22 protein-coding genes are annotated in these 18,005 nt (G+C 53.2%); 19 read left to right on the top strand and 3 right to left on the bottom strand.

The features are described 5' to 3' along the window. Position 1: 1 nt before the first annotated feature. From MJ770_RS09145 to MJ770_RS09110, 8 genes are all read left to right on the top strand, one after another. A complete protein-coding gene (locus MJ770_RS09145) occupies positions 2-178 on the top strand; it encodes a hypothetical protein (protein WP_239253264.1) in 177 nt (58 codons plus the stop codon). Positions 179-239: 61 nt separating this feature from the next. Further along, entirely contained in the window at positions 240-2,531 is a 2,292-nt protein-coding gene (locus MJ770_RS09140) for a VapE domain-containing protein (protein ID WP_239253341.1), read from the top strand. A 307-nt stretch (positions 2,532-2,838) separates the two neighbouring features. Then, complete coding sequence (locus MJ770_RS09135; RefSeq protein WP_239253263.1) at positions 2,839-3,126, top strand: hypothetical protein; 288 nt, start codon at positions 2,839-2,841, stop codon at positions 3,124-3,126. Beyond that, positions 3,114-3,602, top strand: coding sequence for a hypothetical protein (locus tag MJ770_RS09130; RefSeq protein ID WP_239253262.1), 489 nt, complete (start codon positions 3,114-3,116; stop codon positions 3,600-3,602). The genes MJ770_RS09135 and MJ770_RS09130 overlap by 13 nt, the downstream gene beginning before the upstream one ends. Then, positions 3,599-4,360: a hypothetical protein gene (locus tag MJ770_RS09125; protein WP_239253261.1), complete on the top strand. Its 762-nt coding sequence runs from the start codon at positions 3,599-3,601 to the stop codon at positions 4,358-4,360. The genes MJ770_RS09130 and MJ770_RS09125 overlap by 4 nt, the downstream gene beginning before the upstream one ends. Before the next feature lie 104 nt (positions 4,361-4,464). Then, a complete protein-coding gene (locus MJ770_RS09120; RefSeq protein WP_239253260.1) occupies positions 4,465-4,980 on the top strand; it encodes a hypothetical protein in 516 nt (171 codons plus the stop codon). 228 nt (positions 4,981-5,208) lie between these two features. Continuing rightward, positions 5,209-7,194, top strand: a complete 1,986-nt coding sequence (locus MJ770_RS09115; protein ID WP_239253259.1) for a phage terminase large subunit family protein — start codon at positions 5,209-5,211, stop codon at positions 7,192-7,194. Between the two features lie 3 nt (positions 7,195-7,197). Further along, positions 7,198-7,509, top strand: a complete 312-nt coding sequence (locus MJ770_RS09110) for a hypothetical protein (protein ID WP_239253258.1) — start codon at positions 7,198-7,200, stop codon at positions 7,507-7,509. 181 nt (positions 7,510-7,690) lie between these two features. Here the strand turns inward: MJ770_RS09110 and MJ770_RS09105 are convergent, their stop codons facing one another. Genes MJ770_RS09105 through MJ770_RS09095 form a run of 3 tightly spaced genes read right to left on the bottom strand, consistent with a single transcriptional unit; the run spans position 7,691 to position 8,776 of the window. Then, positions 7,691-7,945 (bottom strand): hypothetical protein, encoded by a 255-nt coding sequence (locus MJ770_RS09105; RefSeq protein ID WP_239253257.1) that lies wholly within the window; start codon positions 7,943-7,945, stop codon positions 7,691-7,693. Positions 7,946-7,949: 4 nt separating this feature from the next. Continuing rightward, positions 7,950-8,495 (bottom strand): toxin-antitoxin system HicB family antitoxin, encoded by a 546-nt coding sequence (locus MJ770_RS09100; RefSeq protein WP_239253256.1) that lies wholly within the window; start codon positions 8,493-8,495, stop codon positions 7,950-7,952. Continuing rightward, a complete protein-coding gene (locus MJ770_RS09095) occupies positions 8,492-8,776 on the bottom strand; it encodes a hypothetical protein (protein ID WP_239253255.1) in 285 nt (94 codons plus the stop codon). The genes MJ770_RS09100 and MJ770_RS09095 overlap by 4 nt, the downstream gene beginning before the upstream one ends. A 645-nt stretch (positions 8,777-9,421) precedes the next feature. On the opposite strand from MJ770_RS09095, the gene MJ770_RS09090 reads away from it, so the two are divergent. From MJ770_RS09090 to MJ770_RS09040, 11 genes are read left to right on the top strand one after another with little or no spacing between them, the layout of a single operon-like run. Next, complete coding sequence (locus tag MJ770_RS09090) at positions 9,422-9,664, top strand: DUF6148 family protein (protein WP_239253254.1); 243 nt, start codon at positions 9,422-9,424, stop codon at positions 9,662-9,664. Continuing rightward, positions 9,661-11,277: a phage portal protein gene (locus MJ770_RS09085; protein ID WP_239253253.1), complete on the top strand. Its 1,617-nt coding sequence runs from the start codon at positions 9,661-9,663 to the stop codon at positions 11,275-11,277. Before MJ770_RS09090 ends, MJ770_RS09085 begins: the two co-directional genes overlap by 4 nt. After that, entirely contained in the window at positions 11,274-12,614 is a 1,341-nt protein-coding gene (locus tag MJ770_RS09080) for a S49 family peptidase (RefSeq protein ID WP_239253252.1), read from the top strand. The genes MJ770_RS09085 and MJ770_RS09080 overlap by 4 nt, the downstream gene beginning before the upstream one ends. A gap of 39 nt (positions 12,615-12,653) precedes the next feature. Then, positions 12,654-13,421: a hypothetical protein gene (locus MJ770_RS09075; RefSeq protein ID WP_239253251.1), complete on the top strand. Its 768-nt coding sequence runs from the start codon at positions 12,654-12,656 to the stop codon at positions 13,419-13,421. Between the two features lie 40 nt (positions 13,422-13,461). Beyond that, positions 13,462-14,409 carry a Mu-like prophage major head subunit gpT family protein gene (locus MJ770_RS09070; RefSeq protein ID WP_239253250.1) on the top strand — a complete coding sequence of 316 codons (948 nt, stop codon included), beginning with the start codon at positions 13,462-13,464 and terminating at the stop codon, positions 14,407-14,409. A 57-nt stretch (positions 14,410-14,466) separates the two neighbouring features. After that, positions 14,467-14,709: a hypothetical protein gene (locus MJ770_RS09065; RefSeq protein WP_239253249.1), complete on the top strand. Its 243-nt coding sequence runs from the start codon at positions 14,467-14,469 to the stop codon at positions 14,707-14,709. After that, positions 14,710-15,015 carry a head-tail joining protein gene (locus MJ770_RS09060; RefSeq protein WP_239253248.1) on the top strand — a complete coding sequence of 102 codons (306 nt, stop codon included), beginning with the start codon at positions 14,710-14,712 and terminating at the stop codon, positions 15,013-15,015. It abuts the gene before it with no gap. 24 nt (positions 15,016-15,039) lie between these two features. Then, positions 15,040-15,504 (top strand): hypothetical protein, encoded by a 465-nt coding sequence (locus MJ770_RS09055; protein WP_239253247.1) that lies wholly within the window; start codon positions 15,040-15,042, stop codon positions 15,502-15,504. 3 nt (positions 15,505-15,507) lie between these two features. Continuing rightward, positions 15,508-15,750, top strand: a complete 243-nt coding sequence (locus MJ770_RS09050; RefSeq protein ID WP_239253246.1) for a hypothetical protein — start codon at positions 15,508-15,510, stop codon at positions 15,748-15,750. A 39-nt stretch (positions 15,751-15,789) separates the two neighbouring features. Next, a complete protein-coding gene (locus MJ770_RS09045) occupies positions 15,790-16,185 on the top strand; it encodes a hypothetical protein (RefSeq protein WP_239253245.1) in 396 nt (131 codons plus the stop codon). Positions 16,186-16,188: 3 nt separating this feature from the next. Continuing rightward, the gene (locus tag MJ770_RS09040) at positions 16,189-17,982 is read left to right on the top strand and encodes a hypothetical protein (RefSeq protein ID WP_239253244.1); all 1,794 of its coding nucleotides are present in this window, start codon (positions 16,189-16,191) and stop codon (positions 17,980-17,982) included. The last annotated feature ends 23 nt before the right edge of the window (positions 17,983-18,005 follow it).

Here is an 18,005-nt window from a genome sequence, read left to right as displayed (position 1 = left end):
CATGTTATACAAATCGTCACGCTTTAGCGGGTTTAAACGCCGTCGCACCCGCGCCGAGATGTTTGTGTATGGCGCGCTGTATTTTCTGCTGTTGATCTTTTGCGGGGTGTGCTGGTGGGCGGTGTTTGACGCTGCCGGGTGGGTGATGGATCACACGATGCGGGTGTTGCATGGTTGAGCGCGTGGATTTTAAGCTGATTGCAGCGGCCGCGCTGGCGGCGGCTGATTCGTTGCTGAACATGTGGCTGCCGGGTGGCAGGCGTGAGGGGCATGAGTATAAATCGCTGAATCCGGTGCGCGCTGATCGTAAGGTTGGCAGTTTTTCTATTAATGTTAATACCGGCGCCTGGGCAGATTTTGCGGATGATGCAAAAGGTGGTGATTTAATCAGCTTGTATTGTTACCTCAACGGAATGTCCCCGATGGACGCGGCGATTGAGGTGGCTGGTCTGGTGGGCGTTTCTGTCCCTGAAAAATCATCAAAGCGTGCGCCTGCGCAAGCCGCACCAGCGGTTAAAAAAGTTTTAGCGCCGCCACCGCCACCCGTCGAGAAGTGGGTGCCGGTGTTGCCCGTGCCAGATGACGCGCCCCCGCACCCTGTCGCACATCCTTATCGTGGTATCCCTAATACTAAATGGCGGTATAAAAACGCGGATGGTCAGCTGCTGGGCATCGTCGGCCGCTTTACGAATTCCGAAGGCGGCAAAGAGATTATTCCGCTCACGTTTTGCCGCCACGAAGCGACCGGCGCGACTGACTGGCGCTGGGTTTCTTTTCCGGATCCGCGGCCGCTTTATATTCCCGCCCTTAAATTCACAGAAAATAAAACCCGGCTGATAGTCGAGGGCGAAAAGTGTGCTGATATTGCGTTTGAGCAGTTACACGATCGCTTTGATGCCGTGACGTGGCCAGGGGGTGGCAAGGCTGCCAGCAAGGCCGATTGGAGCGCGTTTGGTGAGGGCGACAAGGTTATTATCTGGCCGGATTGTGATTCGCAGCGCGAGCGGTTGACTCCGGAAGAAAAAGCGGCCGGTATCGAGCGCGAAAGCAAGCCGATTTTGCCCGAGAAAAAGCAGCCGGGCATGATTGCGGCGGAAAAAATCGCCAGCATTCTGGTTGAGCGCGGCTGTGTGGTGCGGATTGTCAAGATTCCCGCACCAGGTGAAGTGGCGGACGGCTGGGATATTGCCGATTCGGTGCTTGAGGGTTGGGATGCCGAGAAGATCAAGGCGTTTGTGCTGGATAACCTGCGGGCGCCGCATACAGAGAACAAAAGCATTCCTCCCGCTGCCCCGGCTGGCGCGGACGACTGGAAAGACAATTTATATTCCAAGAATGGTTCGTGGCGTGAATGCCGCGAAAATGTATACCAGGTGTTGCACTGCCACCCTAACTGGCGGGGCTGTTTGTGGCGGGATGATTTCTCTAATCGGATCGTGGTCCGGAAAGACACGCCAACCGGACTAAAAGCGGGTGAGGAATGGCAGGAAGAAGATGACTTCAAGCTGGGCTTGTGGCTGGCTGATAATTTATCGTTGTTCATCAAAGCGAATGTGATGATTTCGGACGGGGTGAAAGCGGCGGCGGATGCCAATCGATTTCACCCGGTAAAGGAGTGGCTGGAAAGTTTGGTCCACGACGGCACGCCGCGCTTAAGAAATTGGCTGACTGATTATGCCGGGGTTGCGCCTTCGCGGTATTCCGAGCTGGTCGGGATGTATTTTATGATCGGGATGGTGGCGCGTATATACCGCCCCGGCTGCAAGATGGACTACATGCCGATTTTTGAGGGCGTGCAGGGCAAGGGCAAGTCCACTATTTTAAACGCGCTAGGCGGGGAATGGTCGGCCGACACGCCGTTTGTGATGGGCGATAAAGATTCATTTATGGCGCTGCGAGGGAAATGGCTCTACGAAATAGGCGAGCTGGACTCGTTTAATCGGGCAGAAGTCACCCGCGCCAAGGTGTTTATTAGCTCGTCTACCGACTCGTATCGCGCCCCATACGATCGCAACGCAAAAGACTGGCCACGCCAGTGCGTATTTTTCGGCACTACCAATCAAACAGAATATTTCAAAGACAGCACGGGAAATCGTCGCTACTGGCCTTTGTTGAGCCTGCAGGCTATGAATATACCCGGACTGATCGTTGCGCGCCCACAGCTCTTTGCTGAGGCCGTGGCGATGTTTAAAGCGGGGGAGAAGTGGTACCCGTCCAAAGAAGAGCAGGACGAGCTGTTTACGCCCGAGCAGGAGTCACGCGAGATTGGTGACCCGTGGATGACCAGCATCTTTTTATGGCTGGACAGCCATTCATTCAAGGAAGTGAGTTCACTACAGGTTTTAACCGATGCCTTGAAAGTTGAGGTGTCAAAAATCGACGGCGCCCGGCAGATGACGACGCGTGTAGGCATCTGCATGCGCAAGCTGGGGTGGGGTAAGAAACGATTAACTGGCGGTGCGCGTGATTATGTGTACACCAGGCCGCAGGTAATCAAGACAGTTGAGGACGATGATGATATTCCGTTTTAGCCAGGGATCGCAAAAGGTTTTGGAGGGCGTCCAACGTGTGGCGTTTCGTCCAACCTGCGCGGAAAAGGTTAGACGGATATTTTCGTTTAAAATCAATCTACTGTCTAACCTCCTAACCTCGTCTAACCTAGCCGCGCCCGCCCGCGTACATATGCGCACATACGCGCACACCCGCGCGCATGTGCAACCCATATTTAGGTTAGGAAGGTTAGGAGGTTAGACAGTTGATTGAATACAAGCGTTTTTTTCCGTCTAACCTCCGTCCAACCTCTAAAAACAGGTTAGACGGATTATCGAAAGGGCAGGCATGAGTGCCAATGAAAACGGGTCAATGCGGGACAAGATGCCCGGCGTGACGGCGTTTATCGACGAATGTCGTGATGCCTTTGGAGCAGCTGAGGTTAATAGCTGGATCCGCGAAGGGTTGAAGGATGGATCGTTCTGGGCAGAAGAAAACGGCCACACGGTTGGCGTCAAGCAGGAAATGACCGGCGACCGCACCAGTCTGGCGCAGTGGTTAAAAGGCAGCGACACAATCGAGCGCGATGAGGCGCGGAGACAGGCGAACGAAAGGAAAGAAAAATGGTACAGATGAGCGACAAGACCAGCGAAGGATTGCCGGAGGTATTGCACGATGTGTGGGTGAGCCATTGCCTGGGAAACGGTGCAGCGGCTGAGTATGATCAGGCGGTTAAAAAAGGCATGGCGCTGTGCTGGGAAGCGATACTGAACGCCCGTGCGGCACAAAGCCCTGCCCCGCCTCCCGAAGGGTGGAATTGCCAACGCATCGCGCGCCTCGGCTATCGTCTGCAATGGCAGGGTGACAACGTGGAAGAGATGCACAGATTCTTTGCATCTAACGGCTGTGTCAGTGAAGCAATGTGCAATGGCCGTCACCTGCTGCTGAGCATCAACGGCGAAACCAGAGGCATGGCGATTGGTAGCTGGGTTGTCAAGGGTGAGGATGACAAGCTCAGGATATACAGCGACGAAGAGATGCTGGCTATGTACGTGGTCTACGGCCCGTGTGTTGATCAAGATGTCGACGCTTACCTGGAGATGATGGGATGAGGATTCGACTGGGGCACAACCTGCCGGATATCGCACGAGCGATGCGCGAGAATGCAAGACAAGTTCCATTTGCTTTAGCAAGGGCATTAACCAAGACGGCGCAGGATGTACAGGCCGCAGAGAAGGCGGCGATTGTCCGCGTGTTTGATCGCCCCACGCCTTTCGCCCAGCGCTCGGTGTCTATTCGCCCAGCCAAGAAGGCAAAACTGGAAGCCGAGGTGTTTCTGAAAGGTGATGGCACGCGGGATAGCGCAACCCGTAGAAACTTCCTGGGCGCGCAGGTTATTGGCGGTGAGCGCGACACAAAGCGTTTTGAAAAACGAATGGTTCACCTCGGTTATATGCGCTCGGGCGAAAAAGTTGTGCCGGGTGAGGCTATGGCTTTGAACTCGTATGGAAATATCAGCCGGGCACAAATCAAAAAGATACTTAAAGCGCTTGAAGCAACGAACGGCACCGGCACTTATAACGACGGCCGTCGACGCAAGGAGGTTTATTTTGTCAGCCGTGGTCGAGATCGCACTGTTGGCCGTAGAGCGTGGCGTGGTGGCAGAAAAGAACAGCACCTGCCCAGAGGGGTATGGGTGCGCACGCGCTTTGCACTGGGTTCGTCGGTGCGGCCTGCGATGCTGTTCGTTGATCGTGCAGCTTATAGTCGCCGCCTGCAGTTCTTCACGCTGGCCGAACAAATCGCACAGTCACAATTTCCAATGCGGTGGCAAGAAAGCTGGGACATCGCAAGGCGGACAGCTCAATGATAACCACCCCCGCCAAGGTACTTCCAGCGCCCCTTAAGGCGAGGGTAATTCAGAGGCTCGTTTCTTCGCTAGTGTATTGTTTTTTAAAATGGTAAGCAGGTATTGTGAGCACTCATAAAAAAGGGATTTCTCAAAACGCTATCGGTCGCGCCATTGGGTTGTCGTCGGCGGGGATGGTTAAGCTGAAAAAGCAAGGCTGTCCGATGGATTCAGTTGAAAGCGTAATGGCGTGGCGTAAAAACAATCAAAACATTGCGGCGCGTAAGCCTGAAATTGTTGCGCCCGTAAAACCACAGGAAGTGGAGTCTGGCGCTGAAACATTTGATAAAGCGCGCACGCGGCGCGAAGTGGCGGACGCGAACAAGTCTGAAATGGAAGTCGCGGAATTGTGCGGGTTATTGATCCGCGTGGATGCGGTAAAGATTGCTCTGGCATCTTCGTTTTCAACGACGCGAGAAGCGCTGCTTCAAATTCCGTCGCGCCTGTCGTCGTTACTCGCGGCAGAAGGTGACCCAGCAAAAGTGCAAAATTTGTTGCATGCCGAAATCCATAATGCACTGCATCAATTATCAGGAAGTATTGATCAGGTGGGGAATGTAGATCGTGCGTCGAATGACTAAATACAAATCTCGGCCTGACCATATCCATACTCCTTGCGATTGCCGAGGGCTGCGCACTGTTTATTTGGATGGCGTCGAATTAAAAAACTGTTTTTTTGCGGATACCCGTCGCGGGATTGCTGACGTTTATTTGCAGCCGCTTAGATTGGATAAGTTTAAAAAACGAGCGTTGACTGAGCGATTGCGTGGCGTTGTTACTGTGGTATTTATTTGATGGTGACAGCCGACATGGGTGACATATCCCGCGCGGAAGACTTGGTGGCGCAGCTTATGCGCCAATATATGGCCCCGCCGCCGCGTATTGATACCGCGGAGTGGGCGGCGAAGTATCGGTATATTGCAAAAGGTCCGGAGCGTGGACCGTGGCGTAATGAGCGCACCCCGTATCTGGTGGAGCCGATGCAGTGTGCTTCCAGTCATGCGCCGTATGAACGGGTTGTTTTGTGGTTCGCGACGCAGATGGGCAAGACGGAAGTAATTTATAACACGTTTATGCAACGGATCCACACTGACCCGCAAGACATGATGATTGTGCAGCCCACCCTACAGGACGCACAAGATCATAGTATGCAGCGTTTTATTCCGACTGTTCTGCAAACGCCGGTTATGCAGGGCAAAGTCTCTGTGCGTAGAAGCCGGGATTCTTCTACCAGCTGGCGCAGTCGCTCTATTCAAGGCGGGTTCACTGTTTTTTTTGGTGGCGCAAATAGTGCGTCGTCGCTGGCGTCAAAGCCGCTCGGTTTAGCCGCGGCTGATGAGGTGGATAAGTGGCCGGCGGATGTGGATAACGAAGGTGATCCGCTGGGCCTGCTGGAAGAGCGTATGAGTAATTTTTCTAATCGGCTGCTGGTCGTTGCTTCGACGTGTAGTATCAAAGGGCAAAGCACGATCGAAAGTGAATATGAGGCCAGCGACCAGCGCAAGTATCACGTGCCGTGCCCACATTGTGGAGAAGCCCAGATTTTAACGTGGGGCGCAAAAACAGAATGGGGTATTAAGTGGCTAAAAACGGCCACAGGTGAAGCCCGTCCGGAAACAGCCGTTTATATCTGCAGGCATTGCGCCGCTGCAATCGAAGAGCATGAAAAAAAATACATGCTGGCGAACGGCCTCTGGATACCGTCCGCCCCAGGTGCAGGCATGGGAAAACGTGCCGGGTTCTGGATTAATAAATTGTATTCACCGTTAGGTTGGAAATCATGGCCTGCCCTGGTAGAGGGGTGGATTGGCGCCAACGAAAAAAAACGCACCGGCGACAGCGCCCCGCTTAAGAAATTCATGAATTCGTCCCTGGCGGAAACATGGGAAGAATTGGGCAGTGGCGGTGATAGTCGCGCATTGTCTGCACGTGCTGAAGATTATGAGCTGAATACGGTTCCATATGGTGGATTGATGCTGGTGATGGGCGTTGATACCCAGCCGGATCGGCTAGAGGCGCGGGTATGGGCGTTTGGTCGCGGAGAAGAAAGCTGGCTGGTTGGGCGGCATATTATTTACGGCGACCCGAATCTGGATGAAGATACCGAGGGCAGCCCGTGGACGCGTCTGTCTGAGATACGGCGCACGCCGATTATGCACGCCAGTGGCAGCCAGCTGCTGATTGAAGCAACCTGTATTGACTCCGGTGGGCATAACACGCACGCGGTTTATGTTTACTGCAGGCACCACGAACGCGCCAACGTGCTGGCCGTAAAAGGTGCCAGCACCTACGGCAAACCTGTGCTGGGCAAGCCGAGCATGATCGATGTTACCCATCGCGGCAAAACGATGGCGCGCAGCCTGAAGCTGTGGCCGATCGGCACCGATACCGCAAAACACCTGATTTATGGGCGAATGCGCGTTACGCAAGTTGGGCCGGGCTATGTGCACACGCCAAAGGCGCTGCAAGGCACGGACGAGTATGAGCAAATGACCGCCGCCCGTTTGAAACCTGTGGTTATCAACGGAAAATCAAGCATGCGCTGGATTACACCACATGGCACCCGCGAAGAGGGCGGCGATTGCATGGTGTACGCCTATGCGGCGGCTTGCCATTTGGGTATTCAAACATTCCGTGAGCCGAGCTGGGCGCGGCGTCAAGACAAGATATCACCACGTGCGCCGGATTTGTTCTCGCAATCGTTACCCACTGTGTCCGCCCCGGTGGCTGCAGAGAATAAACCGGTGAATGCGTCCGGCGGCCGCATCTCCGTTGCGGCACTGCGGCGCAGTTAACGTATGCGCGATGACAGCGCGGACGAGCAAGATCCGGACATTGTTTCGGCTATTCTCCAGCGTGTGGTCAATGTCGCACCGGGGTTTGATGGTGTGTTGGCGCAGCAGGTTGAGCAGCAGGTGCGTGCTGAGTACGGTGGGCGACGGTTTTTTGTGCACAAGCGCGCACCGCGCATGACGCCGAGGCAGCGCCATGCCGCTTTTGCGGACGGGCTAAGTGATATGAGTACGACTGAGCTGACTAAAAAGCATAAAATAAGCCGGGCTACGGTTTATCGGCTGATGAAATCGGGTGGGCGTTTTGGTCAAGTCTAGGGGCGGCTGCGCTGCCCGAGGACACTTCCAAGGACAGCGCGTGTGGAACGGGCGCTATTGCCACCTCGCTGCATTCCCTAAATTCGGTACGTGGCGCGCTGGCGCGCGCCTCCGTCCCAAATTTTGCAAACGCGGCTGCGGCGGCTCCAGTAAAACCTTTGAGTTTCTGCTTTATTATGTATTAGCTCTTGGGGTTGGCTTCAGCAGCATTTACTGAATATGGAAGTGGTTCAGGCACGTTTTCTAACTTAATACCATTCAATGCAACAACACCAGCAGGAGATGCATCAGAGCCATCTGCTTCCTGTCCGATATTCATTGCACTAAATCTTAATTTAGCCGCCAATACCCAATGGCCTGCGTGAATTTCTTTATCTCGTAGCAAAGCGGCTACTAGTTCTTTGTTAGAATATTCGATGCTATTAGAATTTGACATTTGCTTATCCCGCGTATATAGGTTGTGACATTGGTCCGCTCAAATATTTAGATCCAGCAACTTCCGATGGGATTGAAACTTGAGATGGCGTTACGTTCATGAATTGTAATGAAGCGTTTTGCCAAGCGTATAAGCCGCTTCTAACAACATGTGCTATATGGAGTGCTGCCTCAGAAACTACTTTTGATATTCCGTCGATTTCACCTACATATGTAGCAATAGCTGTTACCAAATATTGATTCACACTCACATCTTCTTTGGCGGCAATTTTTGAAACTTTTGCATGAAGAGATTTCGGTAGACGCAAAGTAACTCGCCCGCTGAATTCATCAGCTGGAGATGGGTAGGGATGCGGAAACTCAGAGTGAGTTTCATCAGAAATTTTCTTTAGCGTCTGAATTGCGTCAATAACTAAAGTGCGAGTCGTCTCGAAATTATCCTCGAATGCGCTGATATTAGGGAACTCTGCGACTCGTCCAGCATAATAAATATCACCGTCAATTTCTTCTTTACGGATTGTGATTGTGTAGGCCTCAGGATCGAATTTCATTTTAAGTACTCCTTAATGGCGTCTTCATGTTGCTTAACAAACTTGTACAATTTTTTAATGTAGGGGCGCTTAACTGCTTCACCTGAATTGTGCCCACAGTTGTAATCGGGAAAATCACTAAGTGAGATTGCGGGATGTCTTGCGATCTTGTGACCGGCGCTTCCGCACTGTTCGATAGTGAATCCGATATCCTCCAACACCCTGGTAAACTCTCTGCATGAAGCGTTTGCACTACTGGTCAGCTCACCGAGCTTTCTAAATGATTTCTCAAAATCTGCCATAATTTGACACCGCCCATAGTGTCTAGTTTAACCGTTTGAATAATTAAAGTAACTGCAAATTACTAAGTTTCGCAAAAATGACACTATCAGCAGTGTCAAGTATAGCCCATGGGAAACAAAAATGTAGATTTTATTGCGGTATGTCACCAGAACTACGTAGCTGAAGTGTCATTACTGAAAAATAAGAATTTTATTATGGACTGCATTTGTGAAAACGAGCTTTGTTTATATCATCAGCCTACCCCTGGTATTGATAAGCGTGTACCTTTAGTTACCGTTCCGATATCGTATTTAGATCTACCGCGTGGCATAGCTCGTAAAAGTTACGGTCCATGCGCAGATGTTACTGTTCGTCGGTTTCTATATCGTTCCAGTGAGGATAAAGAATATTGCCTGTGCGAGGTGTGTCACGCCGCTGTGCAATTTGTAGTGGGTAAGCCTTATAAACGTTGAACCGAAATCATCACTTACTTGACAATTTGTATTGTATTGTGCAGATTGCTTGCGTCAAATTTGCAAAAGTAAATGTCACGCCTTTCCCCCCGTAACACACCAAACACCCCTTAAATCTTCTAAAGTCGTCTCATTTTGCCCTATTTGAGACAAACATAATTCAGTACATTAAAGCTTCTTACTGGAGCTTTAATGGCTGGAATCACACTTGCACAGGCACAAACGCAGCTCGACGCCTATTTGGCGGCGGAAACGGCGGTTTTGGGCGGGCAATCTTACAAGATGGGTTTGGGCGCGGGGTCTGAGCGCTGGCTAACCCGTGCTGATCTTGAAATGGTGCAGAGGGGGATTGAAATATGGCATAACCGCGTTGTTAATCTTACCCGCCAATCTGCTGGCCGTGGCCGGGCGCGCACTGTGGTGGTGGGCGGATGAATAAGCCACTTCTTTCTGACCTTTCCGGTCAAAACATTCTCGACAAAACCATCTCTTATTTTATGCCGGGCTTGGCGCTTAAACGCACCTTGCAGCGTAGCCAATTGGCAGTTGCTGGCGGCTACACCGGCGGCAAAATAGATAGAGCACAGTTATCGCGCTGGAATCCGCATGCCGGATCGGCGAACGCGGATACCCTCCGCGACCTACCCATGCTACGCGCCCGAAGTCGTGACCAGATGCGCAATGCGCCGGTTGCGCTGGGTGCGTTGAATACAACCGTCAGCCATGTAGTCGGTACCGGACTGACGTGCACCCCGGCGATTGATGCCAAGTTTTTGCGTTTGAGCGAAGAACAGGCAGAAGCTTGGCAGGATGATGTAAAGCGCCGCTTTAAAGTGTGGGCAGAATCTGCTGATTGCGATGTTGCGCGGCAAATGGATTTTTATGAGATTCAGGATATCACTTGCCGCTCTTACCTTGAGTCTGGCGATCTGTTTGTTTTAACCCCCCGGGTCGCGCGTAGTGGTAAGCCTGCCCGGCTGGCCCTGCAAATTATTGAGGCTGATCGGGTATGCAACCCAAACCGCGCTGCTGACACGCCGACCGTTATCGACGGCATCGAAATATCACCCGCTACCGGCGAGGTTATCGCCTGCCATATCGCGCGCCATCACCCCGGCGACACGCGCCTTATTGGGTCGCAGAAATGGGACAGGGTTGCAATTCGCGGTAATTCATCCGGTCGCCTGAACGTACTCTCTATTTTCAAACCATTGCGCCCCGGCCAATTGCGTGGCGTGCCGTGGATTGCACCGATTTTGGAGCCGCTTAAGCAGCTGGCGCGCTGGAGTGATGCCGAGCTGAATGCCGCCGTGGTGTCTGGATTGATGGCCACGTTTATCAAGATGGATCCGACGGCTTTCGACAATCTTTACGACGAAGACGCGCAAGCCGCGATTGTCGATACGGCGGGCAAATGGTCTGGTGAGATGGAATCCGGCAAGGCAATCAACCTGCTGCCCGGTGAAAGTATTGAATCCAACACCCCGGGCCGCCCAAACCCCGCTTTTGACCCATTCTGGACAGCAATGGTGCGTCAAATTGGCATGGCGCTTGAGATGCCGTTTGAAGTGCTGGTGATGCACTTCCAAAGCAGTTACAGCGCCTCGCGTGCTGCGTTGCTGATGGCGTGGAAAGCGTTTCGCTCCAAGCGTGATTTTCTGGCCAAGAAATTGTGCCAGCCGGTGTTTGAGTTGTGGCTGGCGGATGAAGTGGCCGAAGGGCGTATTAGCGCGCCGGGATTCTTTACCGATGACGTGGTGCGCGCCGCCTGGTGTGCCGCAATCTGGACTGGTGACGGCCCCGGCTCAATCGACCCAAGCAAAGAAGTAGACGCCGCCCAAAAGCGCGTTGATCTGGGTATCAGCACCAAGCAAGCCGAGAGCATATTGCACGACGGTGTGGACTGGGAACAAAAGCACGAGCAACGCGTAAAAGAAATCAACGCCGAGAAACGCGACGGCATTTACATTCCGCCCGCTGGCAGCCCGGCTGCCCAGCCCGAGGCAGATGATGACGAACCAGCACCCAAACCCGAAAAAGACAAATGAAAATACTCGACATACTGACAGCACCCTGGGCAATCGAGCCTGCCAAGTTGCTCGAAATTCAAGCCGTTTATGCCACCCATTTACGCGGTGAAAAAATAGACATTGCTGCGGTTGAAAAAGAGCTGGGGCGTGCGCTGAATAACGAAGCGCAGGGCTATGCCATTCGCGATGGTGTGGCGATTATCCCGATGGAAGGTGTGATTGCCAAAAAAGCCAACCTGTTCAGCAAAATCAGCGGTGGCGTGTCCACCGAGCTGGCCGCGCGCGACCTGCGCGACGCGATGAACGATCCGGCGGTGCACAGCATTATTTTGTCGATCGATAGCCCCGGCGGCACGGTAGATGGTACGCAAGCGCTGGCCGATATCGTGTCGGCATCGACCAAGCCGATTGTCACGCTGGCCGATGGCACGATGGCCAGCGCTGCGTATTGGATAGGATCCGCTGCCAATTCTGCCTACATCGCCGACAGCACCACGATAGTGGGCAGCATCGGCGTAGTGGCAACACACACTGACATTTCAAAAGCGCAAGAGCGTGAAGGCGTTAAAACCACGGAAATCTTTGCCGGGCAATACAAGCGTATTGCCAGTAACTATGCCCCGCTGAGCAAAGAAGGCAGGCAAACCATGCAAGACCAGGTGGATTACACCTACTCACTGTTTGTTTCTGCTGTGGCGAGCAATCGCGGGGTATCTACCGACACCGTTTTAGCGGATATGGCAGACGGTCGGATATTTATCGGCCAGCAGGCAATTGATGCGGGGCTGGTAGATGGCGTGATTACGCTCGATGCGCTGGTGGCCCAGCTTAACAGCGGGGCACCGCAATCTATTAAAACTATGACGAAAGGAAATACCGTGGACGTAAAAGCAGAAAACAAAGTCATCACCCCTCTTACAGCGGAAACAATTGCTGCTGAATATCCTGAAATTGCGGCGGGTTTTCGTGCGCAGGGTGCTGCAGATGAGCGTGACCGTATCGCGGCGATTGAAGCCCAGCTGATACCAGGACATGAAGCGTTGATCGGCAAGCTCAAGTTTGATGGCACATCTAACGCAGGCGATGCCGCACAAGCGGTGCTGGCGGCAGAAAAAAGTAGCCGTCAGGCGGCGGCTAAATCAATGGCAGATGAAGCGCCTGCGCCGGTTGCTTATGTTGCTGCACCTTTTGCGTCTGCCGACCAGTTTGAGAACTTGCCGCTGGATGAGCGCTGCCAGGCAAAGTGGGATAGTGACCCGGCTATTCGCGCCGAATTCCGTTCGTTGGCGGCGTACAAGGGTTATGAGACGGCAATGGCGGCAGGCCGTGTAAAGCAACTTTCAGGCCGCGCTTAAGCATTAAAAGCCCCGTTTAATAATTAAAAGGATTTAACCATGACTACCCTTGCCGCAAATTTAAGCCGTCCATACGAAATGGGCTCACGTAACGCCCACCCGGTGATCGCCGCCGATATTATTTATCAAGGTGCCGCGGTTGGGCTGGTGGCCGCCACGGGCCATGCCCGCCCCTTGGTTTACCCAGACCGCTTTGCCGGATTTGCTGAGTCAATTGCCGACAATTTGGCCGGTGTTGCCGCTGCGGCCAGTGTTCGAGTGATTGCGAATGGCGAAGTGCAATTGTCCGTGGCGGATGCGGTGATAACCGACACCGGCCAGCCTGTGTATGCCACTGACGACAATACTTTTGTATTCAGCCCGGTTGATTCGGTATTTATCGGCTTTATCAAGCGCTTTGTTTCTGCGGGCGTTGTGGTTGTTGAATTCGATGCGGATTCGATGCAGGACCCTTATGCAGAATACAGCGTGCGCGAAACAATCAGCGCGAATAAAACACTGGATATTGAAGACAACGGCAAGTGTTTCTTTGTGGATACCGACGCCAAGGTTGTCACACTGCCTGCCACGGCGACCCCTTTACATTGCAAGATCGTGAATCTGGGCGCGTATGGCACGGTTCTTCTGAAAATCTCCCCGCAAGCTGCTGACAAAATTCAAGGTCCGAATTTACCCGGCACAGACAACACTGCGCTGAGCAACACCAAGGCCACTGCACGCCGGGGCGACTCTGTGGTGCTGGTGCCGGGTGATGCAAATGGCCCGGCTGTTGCTGCCCTGCGTGGCACGTGGGCTACCGCTAATTAAGGTAGCGAAACATATTTAAAACTTATTGATAAGGATCGTCATGAATATCATCACTAGCAGGGCAATCATCGGGGAATATTACGCGCGGTTGGATACGGGGAACAATGCGCCGTGGATCAATGGCGTAAGTAACCTTTTTAGCTCAGATCAGGAATCTGAGACGTATGCGTGGCTGGGGATGTCGCCCGCTTACCGAGAGTGGGTCGGTGGGCGGCAGGCAAGTGGCCTGACAGAGACATCCATAGCCATCAAAAACAAGCACTTTGAGGCAACGCTGGAAGTCGCCGTGCGTGATGTTCGGCGTGATAAAACAAGCCAAATAATGGTGCGGGTGCAGGATTTGGCCGATCGATCAACTACGCATTGGGGTAGTTTGTTGAGCACATTAATTGTGGCGGGCGAATCAACAGCTTGCTATGACGGCCAGTATTACTTTGATACAGACCATGCCGAGGGTGACTCTGGCACACAAAGTAATCACCTTACGATTGACCTGAGCGATTTGCCAGCAGCAGTGCACGGCATCGTCACCGCGCCATCGGTTGAAGAAATGCAGCAGTGCATTCTAAAAGCGGTTGCCGCGATTCAGGGATTCCGCGACGACAAAGGTGAGCCGATGAACGAATCGGCGTCTGAATTCGTGGTGGTTGTGCCAACCAGTCTTTATCTGACCGCGCTTTCTGCTGTCACCAATGCCACGCTAACCAGTGGCGCTTTCAATATTCTGCCGAATGTTCCCGGCTTGCGCATCAGCGTGCAAATGAATGCGCGTCTAAGTTCGTGGTCGTCTCAATTTGCCGTGTTCCGTACTGATGGCGCGGTGAAGGGCTTGATTCGTCAGCAAGAGACAGAGGGCGAATTGAAAGCCAAGGCAGAGGGATCGGAATTCGAATTTGACAATGATGCGTGGCAGTTTGGTATTGATACCTGGCGCAATGTTGGCTATGGGTTGTGGCAGCAAGCGTGCCTGGTAACGATGGTGGCGTAAATGCTTGGCAGGGCGCGCAGTTCGCGCCCTGATGAAGTCACTTTATAAGGCGCAAAAATGAAATACAGAGTTTTGGAACCGATTTTATTTCATGCCGGACAGGTTTTATTCCTGGACGCAAAACAAGTAAAGCCGCGCCGGGCCGTGTTAAAGCCGCTGGGTGGAAATGGCTATGCTGTCTTGACAGAAGCCAGTTTTAAGGCGGGGGAAATTATTGGTTTAGAGGATGCCGTGCCTAAATCAATGATCAACAGCATGCGTCCGGTGCGTGCGCCCAAGCCAGACCAGGATAAAGCATAAATGGCCTTCACCGAAAATCTCGCCCCCTTTTTTCGCACCGAAGATTTTGCAGTTGATGCAACGCTGGACGGTGTGGCGGTGGTGGGGATATTCAATAACGACTACGACCTTGAAGACACCGGGGGCGGGGCTTCTGGCAGCAGCCCGGTGTTTACGCTGCCGAGCAGCGATGTGCCCACGCCGGTTGCGGGCTTGACTCTGGCACCACATCCAAACCCGGTTAAAGGGACTATCCCATCTACTTACAAGGTTGTCGAGCCTATGCCGGACGGCAGCGGCATCACCAAATTAAGGCTACGCACATAAACACATTTAATTTAAGGAGCTGTCATGGCAGTCGGAACAGTAACAATTTACAGAAAGAATTTGGACGTTTTGAACATGGCGGACCTGTTGGGCGCCACGGTAAAAATGGCGTTAGTGAAAAGCACTTATACGCCAGATTTTACCAATACCGGCGACTCGGTCTGGGCGGATATTTCAGCCGATGAAATCGCCAACGGCAACGGCTATACAACGGGCGGACAAGCGCTGACCACAGATGTGGCAACAGCGGTCACAGACGGATTTAAATATAGCAGTGATAGCCCAGTGTGGAATGCGACGCCGTCTGATATTCCGGTTTGGCGCTATGCGGTGATGTATGTCGAGGGGAGCTTATGGGGGGTGACCAATCCGCTTGTTTGCGCATTTTTGGGCGATACGACACCGGCAGACGTGCCTGCTACGTCCGCCGGTAATCCGTTGACGATCAATACGCCTACGGACGGTTGGTTTGATACGACGCAGCCATAAATTATGAAACGCGATTTTCTGATGCTGGTTGCTTTGGCGGCTGTGTTGATTACGACGGGTTGCGCGCAGCTTAATGCGGCGGCTGGTTCCCGGCTGGATGACACCATCGAAAACACAAAGGCCGCGAATGACAACATCGCCAAAGGCGTGAAAGCGGCCGTGTGTGGCGTGTCGTTTGGCGCGGTGATGCGGGATAGCGAGTTAAAGGCGGTGGCGGAGCCTTTGTGCACGCCTAAAAGCAAATAACTCAGCACAATTTAAATTTAACTATAGGAATACTAAACCATGGCACAACCAACTAAGCGGTATTACTTGGCGGACTTGATGGGTGATGGCGGGGAATTCAACCCGTGGGCACTCACTATTCAAAACTATAACGTGCCGATGACGACGCTTAAAAAAGAAGCGTCCTATGATTGGGGGCTGGCGATTGTTGAGACGGACGACCATTCTGCATTGCTGGCCGATTCTACAATCACCAGCTTGCCCGACTTCCCGATAGATGGTCGATTAAGCTCAATAAACACCTCAACCGTGCTGCAGATGGTTGTAGACCTGCAGGCGCGTGGCATAGACGCAGCGTTTACAGTCTCTGCAGACGGTTATGCCGACGTTATTCAAAGTATCGGCGCGCTTCTGGATCCGGCGTTCGATGTACAAGCATTTAAGATAACCGAGTAACTCGTGGGCCAGTTTTCTTCAGCAACATTCACCGGGGCGGATGGCTTAGAGCTATCCACCAGTGATGCTGCGTGGACGAAACATTCGAGCTATACCGGTGAGTGCAAGCTTATTGACAACAGGGTAAGACAAAGCACCTCGACCGCTGCTTGTTACTATCACTCTGGCGTTCCGGCTAGTGCGGATTACAGTGTAGAGGCTGATTTCTTCACCAAAGAAACCGGGGGCGGCCTTTCGTATGGCGGCATTGCTGGCCGCATAGATACATCGGCTAATACGATGTATTTTGCCCGGCACAACCCTGTTAGCGGCTGGCAATTGATGAAAGCAGATGCGGGCACATTCTCGCAAATAGGCCCAAGCGTTGCCACCTCCCTAACCGACGAGACCACGTACCACATCCGGTTAGAGATGATCAGAATTCCGGAAACCTCGAATTCTGCAATCAAGGTATATCTGAATGGCAGCGGCACGCCGATCATTTCGCAAACAGATGGATCTATAACCGCAGCCGGAAAGGCTGGCTTGCGGGTAGGATCCTCTGGTGCGCCGTCTGATTCCACCGAGATACATTTCGACAACTTTAGTGGTGACGATGCGGCCACTGGCATTACGCTATCCCCAGACGCTGGTGCAATCGCCATCAGCGGCCATGCGCCCACCATCTCGCAGCCGCTCAGCCTTTCGCCTGCCGCTGGCGCGATCACGATTACGGGTAATATCCCCGGTATCTCGCAGCCGCTGAGCTTGTCGCCGGTGGGGGGCTCAATTTATCTGTCGGGTAATACGCCGACTATTTCTCAGCCGCGCACTTTATCCCCTGGTGCGGGTGCGATTGTAGTTTCGGGTGGGGTTCCGAGTATTGCGCAGAATACCAGCCTGTCGCCTGTAGGTGGTTCAATTTCGATCACGGGTTATGCGCCCACCATCTCGCAGCCGCGAACGTTATCGCCGGGTGCAGGCGCGATCACGATTGCGGGCAATGTGCCCACCATCTCGCAAAGCACCAGCTTATCCCCTGGTACGGGATCGATCACATTATCCGGCTACGCGCCCACAATTTCGCAGCCGCGCACTTTATCCCCTGGTGCAGGCGCGATCACGATTGCGGGCAATGTGCCCACCATCTCGCAAAACACCAGCTTATCCCCTGGCACGGGATCGATCACATTATCCGGCTACGCGCCCACGATCTCGCAGCCGCGCACTTTATCCCCTGGCGCGGGCGCGATTACGATCACGGGCAATATTCCCGCTATCTCGCAAAGCACCGGCGCAATCAGCATTTCGCCGTTTACCGGATCCATTTCAATCACCGGCTTTTCGCCCTCGATCTCGCAGCCGGGCGCGCCTGCGCAGCTGCAAATTTTGAATGCGCTTAAAACGCTGCTGGTGGCAGGTAGCACGGCTGCGGGTGCGCGGGTATTCCTGCACCGCACCGATCCACTACAGGCTGATGAGCTGCCCGCGCTGGTGATTGAAGAGGCTGGCCCGATCACGATGGAGACCATCATGATGGACGGCAGCGAAAGGCGCGACATGGACGTAATCGTCTATTGCGCGCTGGCGGCATCCGATACCGCGGCGGCAGACAGTATGACCTTTGGCTTGGCCACTGAAAAACTGATTGCCGCGGATACCGGCTTGCAAACGCTGTGCCAGTTTGGCGTAAATATTCTCGAGCGCAGCAACCCGATGAATGGCGAAGGCGACCGATTTTTGGCCGCCAGCCAACAGAAATGGCGATTTGGATACTGGGTTCACCCGCTCAATCCGGACGTTATTAACCCCCTTTAATTTATAACCAGAAAGGAAATACA

Source organism: Candidatus Nitrotoga sp. M5 (assembly GCF_927904885.1).
In the GTDB taxonomy this organism is placed as follows: domain Bacteria; phylum Pseudomonadota; class Gammaproteobacteria; order Burkholderiales; family Gallionellaceae; genus Nitrotoga.
This window is presented reverse-complemented; position numbering and strand designations above follow the sequence as displayed.